At 62.6% G+C, this 15,433-nt stretch carries 15 protein-coding genes and 1 pseudogene; 14 read left to right on the forward strand and 2 right to left on the reverse strand.

Going from position 1 to position 15,433, the window contains the following annotated elements; all coding sequences use genetic code 11:
* Positions 1–117, forward strand: a pseudogene (locus tag AC19YT_RS27005) (IS30 family transposase); the annotation flags it as partial.
* 414 nt (positions 118–531) lie between these two features.
* On the opposite strand, the gene AC19YT_RS27010 reads toward AC19YT_RS27005, so the two are convergent.
* Together AC19YT_RS27010 and AC19YT_RS27015 are read right to left on the reverse strand one after the other, a co-directional pair.
* Positions 532–1,848 carry a bifunctional DedA family/phosphatase PAP2 family protein gene (locus tag AC19YT_RS27010; protein ID WP_500611311.1) on the reverse strand — a complete coding sequence of 439 codons (1,317 nt, stop codon included), beginning with the start codon at positions 1,846–1,848 and terminating at the stop codon, positions 532–534.
* Between the two features lie 19 nt (positions 1,849–1,867).
* Positions 1,868–2,554 (reverse strand): DNA-3-methyladenine glycosylase, encoded by a 687-nt coding sequence (locus tag AC19YT_RS27015; protein ID WP_500611312.1) that lies wholly within the window; start codon positions 2,552–2,554, stop codon positions 1,868–1,870.
* Between the two features lie 176 nt (positions 2,555–2,730).
* On the opposite strand from AC19YT_RS27015, the gene AC19YT_RS27020 reads away from it, so the two are divergent.
* From AC19YT_RS27020 to AC19YT_RS27080, 13 genes are all read left to right on the forward strand, one after another.
* Positions 2,731–4,002, forward strand: coding sequence for a glutamate-5-semialdehyde dehydrogenase (locus AC19YT_RS27020; protein WP_500611313.1), 1,272 nt, complete (start codon positions 2,731–2,733; stop codon positions 4,000–4,002).
* Positions 3,971–4,687 carry a nicotinate-nucleotide adenylyltransferase gene (gene nadD, locus AC19YT_RS27025; RefSeq protein WP_095109614.1) on the forward strand — a complete coding sequence of 239 codons (717 nt, stop codon included), beginning with the start codon at positions 3,971–3,973 and terminating at the stop codon, positions 4,685–4,687. The genes AC19YT_RS27020 and nadD overlap by 32 nt, the downstream gene beginning before the upstream one ends.
* Before the next feature lie 70 nt (positions 4,688–4,757).
* Entirely contained in the window at positions 4,758–5,252 is a 495-nt protein-coding gene (rsfS, locus tag AC19YT_RS27030) for a ribosome silencing factor (protein WP_095109613.1), read from the forward strand.
* A gap of 9 nt (positions 5,253–5,261) precedes the next feature.
* On the forward strand, positions 5,262–5,729 hold the full coding sequence (gene rlmH / locus AC19YT_RS27035; RefSeq protein WP_003185785.1) for a 23S rRNA (pseudouridine(1915)-N(3))-methyltransferase RlmH: 468 nt from the start codon (positions 5,262–5,264) through the stop codon (positions 5,727–5,729).
* Positions 5,730–5,739: 10 nt separating this feature from the next.
* Positions 5,740–7,635, forward strand: coding sequence for a penicillin-binding protein 2 (gene mrdA / locus AC19YT_RS27040; RefSeq protein ID WP_500611314.1), 1,896 nt, complete (start codon positions 5,740–5,742; stop codon positions 7,633–7,635).
* Between the two features lie 31 nt (positions 7,636–7,666).
* Complete coding sequence (gene rodA, locus AC19YT_RS27045) at positions 7,667–8,770, forward strand: rod shape-determining protein RodA (protein ID WP_176465124.1); 1,104 nt, start codon at positions 7,667–7,669, stop codon at positions 8,768–8,770.
* Positions 8,771–8,787: 17 nt separating this feature from the next.
* On the forward strand, positions 8,788–9,798 hold the full coding sequence (mltB, locus tag AC19YT_RS27050) for a lytic murein transglycosylase B (RefSeq protein WP_095109610.1): 1,011 nt from the start codon (positions 8,788–8,790) through the stop codon (positions 9,796–9,798).
* Positions 9,798–10,793, forward strand: coding sequence for a septal ring lytic transglycosylase RlpA family protein (locus tag AC19YT_RS27055; protein WP_095109609.1), 996 nt, complete (start codon positions 9,798–9,800; stop codon positions 10,791–10,793). The genes mltB and AC19YT_RS27055 overlap by 1 nt, the downstream gene beginning before the upstream one ends.
* Before the next feature lie 176 nt (positions 10,794–10,969).
* The gene (locus tag AC19YT_RS27060) at positions 10,970–12,127 is read left to right on the forward strand and encodes a D-alanyl-D-alanine carboxypeptidase family protein (RefSeq protein WP_500611315.1); all 1,158 of its coding nucleotides are present in this window, start codon (positions 10,970–10,972) and stop codon (positions 12,125–12,127) included.
* An 80-nt stretch (positions 12,128–12,207) separates the two neighbouring features.
* Positions 12,208–12,483, forward strand: a complete 276-nt coding sequence (locus AC19YT_RS27065) for a DUF493 domain-containing protein (protein ID WP_095109607.1) — start codon at positions 12,208–12,210, stop codon at positions 12,481–12,483.
* The gene (gene lipB / locus AC19YT_RS27070; RefSeq protein WP_095109606.1) at positions 12,483–13,130 is read left to right on the forward strand and encodes a lipoyl(octanoyl) transferase LipB; all 648 of its coding nucleotides are present in this window, start codon (positions 12,483–12,485) and stop codon (positions 13,128–13,130) included. The genes AC19YT_RS27065 and lipB overlap by 1 nt, the downstream gene beginning before the upstream one ends.
* A gap of 1 nt (position 13,131) precedes the next feature.
* On the forward strand, positions 13,132–14,151 hold the full coding sequence (gene lipA / locus AC19YT_RS27075; RefSeq protein ID WP_095109605.1) for a lipoyl synthase: 1,020 nt from the start codon (positions 13,132–13,134) through the stop codon (positions 14,149–14,151).
* Between the two features lie 154 nt (positions 14,152–14,305).
* Positions 14,306–15,259, forward strand: coding sequence for a S66 peptidase family protein (locus AC19YT_RS27080; RefSeq protein ID WP_095109604.1), 954 nt, complete (start codon positions 14,306–14,308; stop codon positions 15,257–15,259).
* Positions 15,260–15,433: the final 174 nt, after the last annotated feature.

A 15,433-nucleotide genomic window follows, 5' to 3' on the forward strand; every position in this document is an offset into this window, starting at 1 on the left:
ACCGTCGAAGCCGTCAATCGGACAGTAGCGAGGATCAATCTACGCCCGCGCAAGCGCTTGGGCTGGAAGACGCCGTACGAAGTGCATACAGGGGTGAGCGTTGCACTTATGTGTTGAATTCAGGAGGTAAGTATGACGGCTGGCGTTTAGCAATCGACCAACAGGGTCGCCATCTGGAGGTCACTGACGAGGCTGCTCTCTCGACCTTCTCACTCATACGCGAGGGAGCGGAAAGGGCGCTGTATAGGGATTTTGGGCCGGGTCCAAGTCAGGTGATTTTAGTAAGTGAGGAGCGGCAATCCGGAATGTACTTGGCGCGCAGTAATTACCGAGACAAACACGGTAGTACGCTCAAGAACGACTACAGAAACATCATTGTCGATGTCAATCCTAACTTTACGGGGCACGATGCTTTTAACGGGCGAGTGGCAAAGTTTTTGCTCAAGGTTGTTGATGAGCCCCAAGTGACAGACTTTTGAAGGGCTGAACATCTTGTGTCATCACTCTGTAAGAGTGACGACACAAGTAATGTTAGTAGGCATAGCGCAAGATGGCATCAGGCAACTGGCGCAGGGCGAAGAACCCTAGCAGGGCGACCAATGCAGGCACGATCAGCCACCAGATACGTAGCGGCAGGGTTTCGAGCTTTTGCCTGTGCTGGGTCAGCGTCACGCTGAGGGCACAGACCCCGGTCGCCAGCAGGGCGCCGGCCAGGATGTCGGTCGGCCAGTGCACCCCCAGGTACACCCGCGAGAGCGCGATCGACGCCGCCGGCAGGCTCGCCAGCAGAAACCAGGTCAGGCGCATGCGCGGTGGCTGCCGGCAACCGGCGAGCACGGCCAGGGCCAGGAAAAACGCGAACGAGGCCGAACTGTGGCCGCTGGGCATGCTGAAGGTGGTCAGCGGTTCGTGCAGCACATCGGGGCGGATGCGCGCGAAAAACCATTTGCCCGCCGTGTTGACCAGGGCGGTGCACAGCAGCGTCGCACCGACGAATACCCCGTGACGCCACTGGCGGTAGGCCAGCAGCAGGAGTGTCAGCACTGTGCCGGCGAACACCTGGGTGGTGAAATCCCCCAAGCGTGTGACCATCACGGCCACGGCATCCAGGGTGCTGCTGCGGTTTTCCTGTACCAGGGCCATCAGGCCTTCGTCGAATTCTTTGAGATATGGGTAGCCGATAAATACCGCGCCGACCAAGGCCAGGCTCAAGCCGCCGATCATCAGGGTGGCATTGCGATGATGACGCAGTGTGCTGTTGATGCTCAGGCCCAGCATGATCGCTACGCTGGCGGCGACCACACCGGCCTGGGGCCAGAAACCCTCGGGCAGCGGCAGGCGAATTGCCGCCCCGGTGGCCCAGCCCGGCAGGATGTAGGCGACGGTCCAACCGGCGGCGGCCAGGATGCTGACGGCGATAAAGCGCGGGGAGGGCATGTCGAACATCCCCGCCACCATGGGCAGCATGGGCCGCAATGGGCCGATAAAACGCCCCACCAGGAGGCTGGCGATGCCGTAGCGCTGGAAGTAGCTTTCGGCACCGCTGATCCATTCCGGGTGGTGGCGCAGGCCCGGTAAACGCCGGATATTCTGGTGGAAGCGCCGGCCCAGCAGGTACGACACCACGTCGCCCAGCAACCCGCCCAGCAGGCCCATCAGCAATGCCTGGCCCAGGGGCAAGGCGCCGCTGCCGGCCATGACACTGACCGCGAACAACAGCACAGTGCCAGGTACGATAAGCCCGACAATCGCCAGGCACTCGGCACACGCGAGGATGAAAATCGCCGCCGCCAGCCATTGCGGGTTGGCGGTCAGCCAAAGGGTCACGCTATCGAGCCATGGGCCCATACATACAACTCCAATCAAGTTAGGGTGTTGGCACTAGCAGTCGGTAGTCGCGTCCTTCGACCTGGCCACGGCGCAAGGGGTTCCGGGTGCAGAACGCTGCGTACTGGGCATCAATGAAGCGGTAGGGCAGGTGTTCATCGCGGCCATGGGGGATGCCCAGCCGCGTAGTCTGAACGACCCTCGGCACCTGGGCACCCACATCTTCAACACAGAGCATGTCGTGATCGAAGCGCTTGGCGTCCCACATTGGTACTTTCAGGCCTAAAGCCTTGCACAGCAGGGTTTGCCCGGCGCACAGGCGTTGCACCGGGCGCGGCAGGCCCTGGGCGTCGGGGTTGTTGAGCTGCATCTGCGCCAGGCTGGCGGGGCCGGATAGGGCGTCGGTCCAGGGGTACGCCGATTTAATCAGCACGGCGTTGCCCGGCCCTTGGGCGCTGAAGTTCAGCGAGTCGCCCCCACGGGCGTAATACATATAAATGTGGCCGCCATCGAGAAACAGCGCCTTGCGCTTTTCGGTGTAGCCCAGTGAGGCGTGGCTGCCCTTTTCGGCGCAGTAATAGGCTTCGGTCTCGATGATGCGCGCGCTTAGCCAGAGGTCGCCGACCCGGTGGCGGATGACTTTGCCCAGCAGGTCGCGGGCCAGTAGTTGGGCATCACGGTCGAAAAAGCTGTCCGGGAGGGCGTGGGGAGCGGCGGCGATGGGCATGGCGGCGAATGCAGTGGGTGTGAATTGGCCGGCGATGATAGCAATTGCGCGCTTAATTCAAGCTGAACTTCGGCAATTTACCCTTGATTTCGACCATCCGCCTGTCTGCGCTGTTAGTAGAAGGGCGCGGCAGCTATAATCGGCCGCTTTCCTCTTTGCCAAGACCTCGCCAGACCATGACTGAGTCCGTTCTTGACTACATGACCCGCCTGGGTCGCGCCGCCCGCGAAGCTTCCCGCGTGATCGGCCGTGCCAGCACCGCGCAGAAAAACCGCGCCCTGCACGCCGCTGCGGCTGCTTTGGACGAGGCGCGCGCCGAGTTGTCCGTCGCCAATGAGCTGGACCTGGCCGCTGGCCGCGCCAATGGCCTGGAACCGGCCATGCTCGAACGCCTGGCCCTGACCCCGGCCCGCATCGACGGCATGATCGTCGGTTTGCGCCAGGTGGCGACGTTGCCGGACCCGGTGGGCGCGATCCGCGACATGAGTTATCGGCCTTCGGGCATCCAGGTTGGCAAGATGCGCGTGCCCCTGGGTGTGGTCGGCATTATTTATGAGTCGCGCCCGAATGTGACTATCGATGCCGCGAGCCTGTGCCTGAAGTCGGGCAACGCGACCATCCTGCGCGGCGGGTCCGAGGCCATTCATTCCAACCGCGCCATTGCCGCGTGCATCCAGCGTGGCTTGGCCGAGGCGGGGTTGCCGGCCGCTGTGGTGCAAGTGGTCGAAGTGACCGACCGCGCCGCCGTGGGCGCGCTGATTACCATGCCCGAGTACGTCGACGTGATCGTGCCGCGCGGTGGCAAGGGCCTGATCGAGCGGGTCAGCCGCGATGCCCGCGTACCGGTCATCAAGCACCTGGACGGCATCTGCCACGTCTATGTGGCCGCCCACGCCGACCTGGCCAAGGCCCAGCGCATTGCCTTCAACGCCAAGACCTACCGCTACGGCATCTGCGGCGCCATGGAAACCCTGCTGGTTGACCAGGCTGTCGCCGAGGCGTTCTTGCCGGCAATGGCTGCCCAATTTCGCGAAAAAGGCGTCGAACTGCGCGGCTGTGAGCGCACCCGGGCAATCATCGAGGCCGTTGCGGCCACCGAGGACGATTGGAACACCGAGTACCTGGCGCCGATCCTGTCGATCCGCGTGGTCGAAGGGCTGGACGAGGCCATCGAGCACATCAACCGCCACGGCTCGCACCACACCGACTCGATCGTCAGCGAACACCAGGGCCAGACCCGGCGTTTCGTCGCCGAGGTGGACTCGGCGTCGGTGATGATTAACACCCCGACCTGCTTCGCCGATGGCTTTGAATACGGATTGGGTGCCGAGATCGGCATTTCTACTGATAAGCTGCACGCCCGCGGCCCGGTGGGCCTCGAAGGGCTGACCTGCGAGAAGTACATCGTGGTCGGTGATGGCCAGTTGCGCGGACAGGAGTCGTTCTGACTTGGCCGACCAGCCTGATCCAGGCGTCGTGATCGCAAGCGAACCCCGGCGCATCGGTGTGCTGGGCGGAACTTTCGACCCGGTGCACATCGGGCACTTACGCGGCGCCCTGGAAGTGGCCGAAAGCCTGGGGCTCGACGAATTGCGCCTGACCCCCAACGCCAGGCCGCCCCATCGGGATACGCCGCAAGTCTCGGCGCAGGATCGCCTGGCGATGGTCGAGTGCGCGGTGGTGGGCGTGGCGCCACTGGTGGTGGACGCGCGTGAGCTGCAACGGGATAAACCGTCCTACACTATCGACACCCTGGAACTGATGCGCGCCGAGTTGGCCGCGCACGACCAGGTGTTTTTGCTTCTGGGCTGGGACGCATTTTGCGGCCTGCCTACTTGGCACCGCTGGGAGGAGTTGCTCCAGCATTGCCACATCCTGGTGCTGCAACGCCCGGATGCCGACAGTGAACCGCCGGATGCCTTGCGCAACCTGTTGGCGGCGCGGTCGGTGAGCGACCCGCTGGCCCTCAAGGGGCCGAGCGGACAGATTGCATTCGTCTGGCAGACACCGCTCGCGGTTTCCGCCACCCAGATCCGTCAACTGCTGGCCAGCGGTAAGTCGGTACGTTTCCTGGTGCCCGACGCGGTCCTGGCCTACATCGATGCGCACGGACTGTACCGTGCGCCGAACTGAAACGGAGTGCTCCAAGGCACGAATCAACGTGTATTGAAGCGCCCGAACATATGAGCAAAACGAGTTTTATATGACGAACAAAGACGTAAGCAAAGTTAAGCGCAAAGGCACCTTCAAGAGCGCTCCGCTGCCTGAGAAAGTCCTCAGCACCGAACCCCTCAAGGGCCAGGCCTTGGTCGATGTGGCCGTGGCAGCCCTGGAAGACGTCAAGGCCCAGGACGTGCTGGTCATCGATGTGCGCGACAAGCAAAGCATCACCGACTACATGATTATCGCCACCGGTACCTCCAACCGTCAGATCGGCGCGATGCTCGACAAGGTGCGCGAAGCGGTCAAGGCCCTGGGCATCAAGCCGTTGGGCGAAGAAGGCAAGGGCGACAGCGACTGGGTGCTGCTGGACATGGACGAAGTAATCGTCCACATGATGACTTCCAACGCCCGCCAGTTCTACGACCTGGAACGCCTGTGGCAGGGTGCCGAACAGAGCCGCGCCAGCAGCGCTGCCCACCACAGCCCGGAAAACACCCACGAGCATTTCATCAAGCTCAACAAAGACCAGGAATAAGGAACGGCTGTGCGCCTGCGTCTGATCGCCGTCGGTTCCCGCATGCCCAAGTGGGTGGAAGAAGGCTGGCACGAGTATGCCAAGCGCCTGCCATCGGAACTGGCGCTGGAACTGGTGGAAATCCCGCTCAATACCCGTGGCAAGAACGCCGATGTGGCGCGCTTTATCCGCCAGGAAGGCGAAGCCATGCTGGCCAAGGTCGGGCCGAATGAGCGGATCGTCACCCTTGAGGTCCACGGCAAGCCCTGGAGCACCGAGCAGTTGGCGGTGGAACTGGACCGCTGGCGCCTGGACTCACGCACGGTGAACTTCATGGTCGGCGGCCCCGAGGGGCTGGCGCCGGAAGTCTGTGCGCGGGCGGACCAGCGCTGGTCGCTGTCGCCCCTGACCCTGCCTCACCCGCTGGTGCGCATCCTGATCGGCGAGCAGTTGTACCGCGCCTGGACAGTGTTGTCCGGCCACCCTTACCACAAGTAGTTCTGCCCCCATGTCCCAGCCGATCCGCATCAAGGACCACGAGAAAGACGCCCGTCTGGTGCGCGGCCGCGTCGTGTTCGGGGCCATTACGGTGGCGCTGCTGTTCGGCGTGCTGATTGCCCGGCTGTATTTCCTCCAGGTCATCCAGTACGAGTACCACTCCACGCTGTCGGAAAATAACCGCGTCCATGTGCAGCCGATTCCGCCCACCCGTGGGTTGATCTTCGACCGTAATGGCGTGGTGGTAGCGGACAACCGGCCCAGTTTCAGCCTGAGCATGACCCGCGAGCGCTCCGGTGACTGGCAGCAGGTGCTGGACGTGATCGTCCAGGTGCTGGAATTGCCCCCCGAAGACCGGGCCCTGTTCGAGAAACGCATGAAGCAGGGGCGCCGGCCATTCGAGCCGGTGCCGATCCTGTTCGAGCTCAACGAAGAGCAGATCGCCCGCATCGCCGTCAACCAGTTCCGCCTGCCGGGCGTCGAAGTGGTCGCGCAACTGGTGCGCCATTACCCCCAGGGCGCACACTTTGCGCATTCGGTGGGCTACATGGGGCGCATCAACGAGAAAGAGCTCAAGACCCTCGACCCGGTCAACTACAGCGGCACCCACCACATCGGCAAAACCGGCATCGAGCGTTTCTACGAGCCCGAGCTGCACGGCCAAGTGGGTTACGAGGAGGTCGAGACCAACGCCCGCGGCCGCGTACTGCGGGTGCTCAAGCGTACTGACCCGATTCCCGGCAAGGACATCGTCCTGAGCCTGGACATCAAGTTGCAGGAAGCTGCCGAACTGGCCTTGGGCGGGCGCCGTGGCGCAGTCGTGGCCCTGGACCCGACCACTGGCGAAGTATTGGCGATGGTCAGTCAGCCGAGCTTCGACCCCAACCTGTTCGTCACCGGCATCAGCTTCAAGGCCTACGCCGAGCTGCGCGATTCTATCGACCGGCCGCTATTCAACCGCGTGCTGCGTGGCCTTTACCCGCCGGGCTCGACCATCAAGCCAGCGGTAGCGATCGCCGGTTTGGATGCGGGCGTGATTACGGCTTCCAGCCGGGTATTCGACCCTGGCTACTACATGCTGCCCAACTACGACCACAAGTACCGCAACTGGAACCGCACCGGCGACGGCTATGTGGATCTGGACACCGCGATCATGCGGTCCAACGACACCTACTTCTATGACCTGGCCCACAAACTGGGGATCGACCGGCTCTCGTCCTATATGAACAAGTTCGGCCTGGGGCAGAAGGTGTCCCTGGACATGTTCGAGGAATCCCCGGGCCTGATGCCATCACGGGAATGGAAGCGAGCCACCCGCCGCCAGGCCTGGTTCCCCGGTGAAACCCTGATTCTGGGGATCGGCCAGGGCTACATGCAGACCACACCGCTGCAACTGGCCCAGGCCACCGCATTGGTGGCGAGCAAGGGCAAATGGCTACGCCCGCACCTGGCCAAGTCCATCGAAGGGCAGAAGCCTGTGGATGAAAACCCGATCCCGGACATCATCCTGCGCGACCCGGCGGACTGGACCCGGGTCAACCACGGCATGCAGCAAGTGATGCACGGCGCCCGTGGCACCGCGCGCAAGGCTGCGGCCGGCGCGCAGTACCGCATCGCCGGCAAAAGCGGTACGGCCCAGGTCGTGGCGATCAAGCAGGGCGAGAAGTACGACCGCTCCAAGGTCCAGGAACGCCACCGCGACCACGCCTTGTTCGTCGCCTTCGCGCCGGCCGAAAACCCGAAGATCGTGGTGTCGGTGATGGTCGAGAACGGCGAGGCCGGTTCCGGCGTCGCCGCCCCGGTGGCGCGCCAGGTGATGGACGCCTGGCTGCTGGACCAGGAAGGTCGGCTCAAACCCGAGTACGCCAGCCCTATCAGCGCGGAGGCTACGGCCCGTGAAGAGTAATTTTGATCGCATTCTCTCCAGCGAGGATGTGATGCGCCGCCGCGCCACGCTCCTGCAGCGTATGCACATTGATGGCCCGTTGCTGGTGCTGTTGCTGATCCTCGCTGCCGGCAGCCTGTTCGTGCTGTATTCGGCCAGCGGCAAGAGCTGGGACCTGCTGATAAAGCAGGCGACGTCCTTCGGCATCGGCCTGGTGTCGATGGTCATCATCGCCCAGCTCGAACCGCGTTTCATGGCGCGCTGGGTGCCGCTGGCCTACGTCTGCGGCGTGGTGTTGCTGGTGGTGGTGGACGTCATGGGCCACAACGCCATGGGCGCCACGCGCTGGATCAACATCCCCGGGGTGATCCGCTTCCAGCCCTCGGAATTCATGAAAATCATCATGCCGGCCACCATCGCCTGGTACCTGGCCAAGCGCAGCCTGCCGCCGCAGCTCAAGCACGTGATAATCAGCCTGTTGCTGATCGGCATCCCGTTCATCCTCATCGTGCGTCAGCCTGACCTCGGCACCTCGCTGCTGATCCTGGCGGGCGGGGCGTTCGTGCTGTTCATGGGCGGGTTGCGCTGGCGCTGGATCCTCAGTGTGCTGGCGGCCACCGTGCCGGTGGCGATCGCCATGTGGATGTTCGTCATGCACGAGTACCAGAAGCAGCGCGTACTGACCTTCCTCGACCCAGAAAGCGATCCGCTGGGCACTGGCTGGAACATCATCCAGTCCAAGGCCGCTATCGGCTCGGGCGGCGTGTTCGGTAAGGGCTGGCTGCTGGGCACCCAGTCCCATCTGGACTTTTTGCCCGAAAGCCACACCGACTTCATCATCGCCGTGATGGGCGAGGAATTCGGCCTGGTGGGCATCTGCGTGTTGCTGCTTATCTACCTGCTGCTGATCGGCCGTGGGCTGGTGATTACCGCCCAGGCGCAGACACTGTTCGGCAAACTGCTGGCCGGTTCGCTGACCATGGTTTTTTTTGTTTATGTTTTCGTCAACATCGGTATGGTCAGTGGCCTGCTGCCGGTGGTGGGAGTGCCATTGCCGTTCATTAGCTATGGCGGAACTTCGCTGGTGACGCTGCTGTCAGCGTTTGGGGTTTTGATGTCGATCCATACCCATCGTAAGTGGATCGCGCAGGTTTGAATAAGGTGAAGATTTCAATGCAAGCAATGCGTGGCTGGGCGACTCGATACGCGCCATGGGTCGGCCTGGTAGGCATCCTTGGCACTGCGCCCCTGGTGCTGGCCGGCGATTACGAAGGCTCACCCCAGGTGGCCGAGTTCGTCGGCGAAATGACCCGCGACTACGGTTTTGCCGGCGAACAACTGATGGGGGTGTTCCGCGAAGCCCAGCGCAAGCAGTCCATTCTGGACGCCATTTCGCGGCCCGCCGAGCGCGTCAAGCAATGGAAGGAATATCGCCCGATGTTCCTCACCGATGCCCGGGTGGCCCGGGGCGTGGATTTCTGGCGCCAGCACGAGGCCGTACTGGCCCGCGCCGAGCAGGAATACGGGGTGCCGGCCCAGGTGATCGTGGCGATCATCGGTGTCGAAACCTTCTTTGGCCGCAACACCGGCAACTTCCGGGTGATCGACGCCTTGTCCACTTTGGGCTTCGATTACCCACCGCGCGCCGAGTTTTTTCGCAAGGAGCTGCGCGAATTCTTGCTGCTGGCCCGCGAAGAACAAGTTGACCCGCTGACTCTCAAGGGTTCCTACGCCGGCGCCATGGGCCTGCCGCAGTTCATGCCCAGCAGTTTCCGCGCCTATGCGGTGGATTTTGACGGCGACGGCCACATCAATATCTGGAACAACCCGGACGACGCTATCGGCAGCGTGGCCAGCTACTTCAAGCGCCACGGCTGGGTGGCTGGCGAGCCGGTAGTCAGCCTCGCCAGTGTGCGTGGCGACCAGGTGGACCAAGGCCTGACCACGGGTATCGAACCGACGAAAACCGTCGGGGAGTTGCGAGCCCTGGGTTGGTCGAGTCATGATGCGCTGCGCGACGACTTGCCAGTCACCGCGTTTCGCCTTGAAGGCGATAACGGTCCGGAATACTGGATGGGGCTGAAAAATTTCTACGCAATCACGCGTTATAACCGCAGCGTGATGTACGCGATGGCTGTTCATCAGCTGTCTGATTCGCTGGTTCAAGCACGGGGCGTCAAGTAATGCGGGCAATGCCGATTCAACAACCCCTGAAGCTGGTGGCCATCGCCGCCCTGGCGATGCTGGTGGCCAGTTGCACCTCCAGCCGCGCGCCGCAGCAAAAAACCTCAGCCGCGGTGGTGCGCGCCAAACCAGGCCTGGACATCAACCGCGCCCATAAAGATGGCGCGCCCTGGTGGGACGTGGACGTCTCACGCATTCCTGATGCCACGCCTACCTTGCATACCGGCCCGTATAAGGCCAACCCTTACACGGTGCTGGGCAAAAACTACTTTCCGATCCAGCAATCCAAGGATTACGTCGCCTCCGGCACGGCCTCCTGGTACGGCACCAAATTCCACGGGCAAAACACCGCCAACGGCGAGGTCTATGACCTCTACGGCATGAGCGCCGCGCACAAGACCCTGCCGCTGCCCAGTTATGTGCGGGTGACCAACCTGGACAACAACCGCAGCGTGATCCTGCGGGTCAATGACCGCGGGCCGTTCTACTCCGACCGCATCATCGACCTGTCCTACGCGGCGGCGAAGAAACTTGGCTACGCCGAAACCGGTACCGCGCGGGTCAAGGTCGAAGGCATCGACCCGCAGCAGTATTGGGCCCAGCGTGGCAAACCGGCGCCGTTGATGCTTAACGAGCCGCAGGCCGCGCAACCACAGATCACCGCCTCCACCGGCAAGGTCGAGCAGTGGACCCCGCCGCCGCAGCAACACGCGGCGCCAGTTGTGGCGGTCCCGCAATTGGCCCAGGGCCAGGCGGCGGGCGGGCAGTACCTACAAGTCGGCGCTTTTGCCAACCCGGACGCGGCTGAACTGCTGCGTTCCAAGCTCAGTTCCATGGTGCAGGCGCCGGTGTTCATCAGCTCCATCGTGCGCAACCAGCAAACCCTGCACCGGGTACGCCTGGGGCCGATCGGTACGCCAGGTGAGATCCAGCAAGTGCAAAACAGCGTGCGCCTGGCCAATCTCGGCCAGCCAAGCGTGGTTACCGCAGAATAAATGACACCCGATTGAGGGTTGGGCCTTAGGGCCTGGCTCCGGTTGTTGGCTCACCCAAGAACAAAAGCCCGGCAAAGGGCCTAGAGTGAACAACTGAAATACGCGACAGCCGGGACCGGTTGTCAGATTAGTTTTGCCCGCGAGGGCAAGTTTCCATTAGCTACTTCGAGAGACGGATGAACATCACCACCTTTGCCAAACGCCTGTGCCTGCTACTCCCGCTGCTCCTCTCGCCTGCCGCATTCGCGGTCGAGATGATGCCGTCGCCGCCGCAACTGGCCGCCAAATCCTACGTGCTCATGGACGCCAGCAGCGGCAACGTGCTGGTGGAGAACAACGGTGACCAGCGCCTGCCTCCGGCCAGCCTGACCAAGTTGATGACCGCCTACATGGCGACCCTGGAAATCCGTCGCGGCCAGATCGGCGAGAACGATCCGGTGACCGTCAGTGAAAACGCCTGGCGCACCGGCGGTTCGCGGATGTTCATCAAGGTCGGCACACAGGTCAGCGTCAGCGACCTGCTGCACGGCATCATCATCCAGTCGGGTAACGATGCCAGCGTCGCGATCGCCGAGCACATCGCCGGCAGCGAAGACGCCTTTGCCGACATGATGAACAAAACGGCCGGCGAACTGGGCCTGACCAACAGCCACTTCCTGAACCCCACCGGCCTGCCGAACCCCGAGCACTATTCCTCGGCCCACGACATGGCGGTGCTGGCGCGCGCGATCATCCACGAGGACCCGGCGCACTACGCGATCTACTCGCAAAAAGAGTTCTTCTGGAACGGCATCAAGCAACCCAACCGCAACCTGCTGCTGTGGCGCGACAAGACCGTTGATGGCCTGAAAACCGGCCACACCGATGAAGCGGGCTACTGCATGGTGTCCTCGGCGGTACGTGACGGCATGCGCTTGATCGCCGTGGTGTTCGGCACCGTTAGCGAACAGGCTCGCGCGGCAGAAACCCAGAAGCTGCTGACCTATGGTTTCCGCTTCTTCGAAACCCAGACCTTCTACCAGAAAGGTGCCGAGCTGGCGCAATCGCCGGTCTGGAAGGGCACCACCAACCAGGTCAAGGCCGGTCTGGCCCAGGACCTGACCATGACCCTGCCAAAAGGTCAGCTGAAAAAACTGCAAGCCAGCATGACCATGAACCCGCAATTGATCGCACCAATCGCCAAGGGCGATGTGATCGGCAAGGTCGAAGTCAAGTTGGACGACAAGGTGGTGCACAGCGCTGACCTGATCGCGCTGGACGCGGTCGACGAAGGTGGTATCTTCCGCCGCGTGTGGGATAGCATCCGGCTATTCTTCTACGGCTTGTTCAACTGAATTAGTGTGCACCTGCATGGCCCCGCGCTGATCCGGCGCGGGGCCATGTCTGTCGCCACGGCTTACGAGGCCGTTACGCCATGACCGATACCGAAGTAAAGGCGCCAAAGATCGAATTCCCCAACGTCGATTATCCGATCAAGGTAATCAGCGACACGGGCGCGGGTAACAAGGACAAGATCCTGGAGATCGTGCTCAAGCACGCCACGATCAACCATAACCGCGTGGACGAGCGTCAGAGCACCAACGGCAAGTACACCACGATCCAGTTGCACATCGTCGCCACCGACCAGGATCAGCTCTACAACATCAACAGCGAATTGCGGGCCACCGGTTTCGTGCACATGGTGTTGTGATGCACCAGACCCTGGGCTTTCGCGAGCTCGGCCAGATGGCCTACGAGCCGGTTTGGCACGCGATGCAGCGGTTCACCAATGAACGGGGCACCGATGTGCCGGACGAAGTCTGGCTGGTGCAACACCCGCCCGTGTTCACCCAAGGCCAGGCTGGCAAGGCCGAGCACCTGCTGCTGCCGGGCGATATCCCGGTGGTCAAGGTCGACCGCGGCGGCCAGGTGACTTACCACGGCCCCGGCCAGTTGGTGGCCTACCTGCTGCTGGATGTGCGCAGGCTGGGGTTTGGCGTACGCGACTTGGTCAGCCGCATGGAACAGTGCCTGATCGAGCTGCTGGCCAGCTACGGCGTGACCGCTGCGGCCAAAGCCGATGCGCCGGGGGTCTATGTCGACGGCGCGAAAATCGCCTCCCTGGGCCTGCGTATTCGTCACGGCTGCTCCTTCCATGGCCTGGCCCTGAACGTGGACATGAGCCTGGAACCGTTTCGCCGAATTAACCCCTGTGGCTACGCCGGCCTGGCGATGACCCAGTTGCGCGATCACACAGGGCCGATTGAATTTGCCGAGGTAAGTGCCCGGCTGCGCGCGCAGCTCGTCAAACACCTCGACTATGCTGAGCAGACGACCCTAACGGGCGGAATCGACTGATATGACTACTGATGCAGTGCAAACCATGATCCCGACGCTCGATGTCACTGAGCGTGCGGCCCCGCGTGCCAAGGTCGAAGCCGGTGTGAAACTGCGCGGCGCCGAGAAGGTTGCACGCATCCCGGTGAAGATCATTCCGACCACCGAACTGCCAAAGAAACCCGACTGGATCCGCGTGCGCATCCCGGTGTCCCCCGAGGTTGACCGCATCAAGGCCCTGTTGCGCAAACACAAGCTGCACAGCGTGTGCGAAGAGGCCTCCTGCCCGAACCTGGGCGAGTGTTTCTCCGGCGGCACCGCGACCTTCATGATTATGGGTGACATCTGCACCCGTCGTTGCCCGTTCTGCGACGTCGGCCACGGGCGGCCGAAGCCGCTGGATACCAACGAGCCCGAGAGCCTGGCCATCGCTATCGCTGACCTGCGCCTCAAGTACGTGGTCATCACCTCGGTAGACCGGGACGACCTGCGCGACGGCGGTGCCCAGCATTTTGCCGACTGCATCCGCGAGATCCGCAAGCTGTCGCCCGACGTACTGCTGGAAACCCTGGTGCCCGACTACCGTGGGCGCATGGACGTGGCGCTGCAAATCACCGCTGCCGAGCCGCCGGATGTGTTCAACCACAACCTGGAAACCGTGCCACGCCTGTACAAGGCCGCGCGCCCGGGTTCGGACTACCAGTGGTCGCTGACCCTGCTGCAGAAATTCAAGCAGATGATGCCCCATATTCCGACCAAGTCCGGCCTGATGCTGGGCCTGGGCGAGACCGACGAGGAAGTCATCGAAGTCATGAAGCGCATGCGCGAACACGACATCGACATGCTGACCCTGGGCCAGTACCTGCAACCGTCGCGCAACCACTTGCCGGTGCAGCGTTTCGTGCACCCGGACACCTTTGCCTGGTTCGCCGAGGAAGGCTACAAAATGGGCTTCAAGAACGTCGCGTCCGGCCCCCTGGTACGTTCCTCGTACCACGCCGACGAGCAGGCGAAACTGGTAAAAGCCAGCCTGATGTCCTGATCCGCAAAACGCCCGCAGGAGCCTCGGTTCCTGAGGGCGTTTTTTATGGGCTGCGCGCGGGCCTTTTCTTGCAAGCCCCAAAGTCACCGGTCCCTTCTCTTTATTCCCTTTCGTGGCTACTGTGCGTGGACCATCTACGCAGGGAGAATCATGGATGAGCGCTTCAAACACCCCCACCTACTGTGAGTCCATGCCGGTGCCGGCCTTGCCTGTGGAGGGCTTGATTGGCGTGATCGCGCCTGCCGGGCCGGCGACGCTGGATGCCCACAAGGCATTGCAGTGGATGCAAGCGCGGGGCTATTCGCTCAAGGTGTTCCCCGGTGTGACGGCGAAGGAGGGCTACCTCGCGGGCAGTGATGAGGTGCGTCTCAACGACCTACATGCCGCATTCGCTGACCCCCAGGTGGACGCCATCCTGTGCCTGCGTGGCGGCTACGGCAGCCCACGCCTGCTCGACGGCATCGACTTCGACCTGCTGCGGCGCAACGCCAAGCCCTTTGTGGGTTACAGTGACATCACCGCGTTGCACGTGGCCATCAGCCGTTATGCCGGCTTCGTCACCTTCCATGGCGCGATGCTCAACGCCGACTTGCTGGGCAACAAGCAGCAACCCACCGAATCGTCGCTGTTTCGCATGTTGCGCGGGCAATTGAAGCGCGGCAGCGTCCTGCCCCACCCTGCGGCCTACCCCTTGGTCACCATCGAGCCGGGCATCGCCCAAGGGCGCTTGATGGGTGGCAACCTGTCGATGATCGCCGCCACCCTGGGCACGCCTTATGAACTCGATGCCGAGGGCATCATTTTGTTCATCGAGGACGTCAACGAGCCGCTGTACCGCATTGACCGATTGCTGACGCACCTGCGCCTGGCGGGCAAGTTGGCAACGATTGGCGGCGTTCTGGTGGGGGATGTGGCGGGGGTTGATGGCCAGGCGCTACAAGCTCTGCTCAAGCAGACCTTCGCGCCGCTGCGCATTCCGGTGCTGGCGGGGTGGCGCAGCGGCCATTGCGACCCGAACCTGACCCTGCCGTTGGGGGCGATGGTCAGGTTGGATGCGGGTAATCAGGAGCTGCGGCTCGAACAAGACGTGGTGCTACTGCCCCTGTAGCCAGCGGACTGGCCCGTGCGGGAGTGCAAGGCACTCCTGTCAGTCAACCCCTCCCGCTTGACCGTTGGCCGCAAAAAATCAAAATCCGATGCCTGCACTGGCATCGGATTTTTTTTCGTCTCGCTCCGACGAAACCGTCAATCCAATGGGCTTTTAGCATTCATTCCTATGCTG

It is taken from the genome of Pseudomonas sp. MF08875 (genome assembly GCF_059862525.1).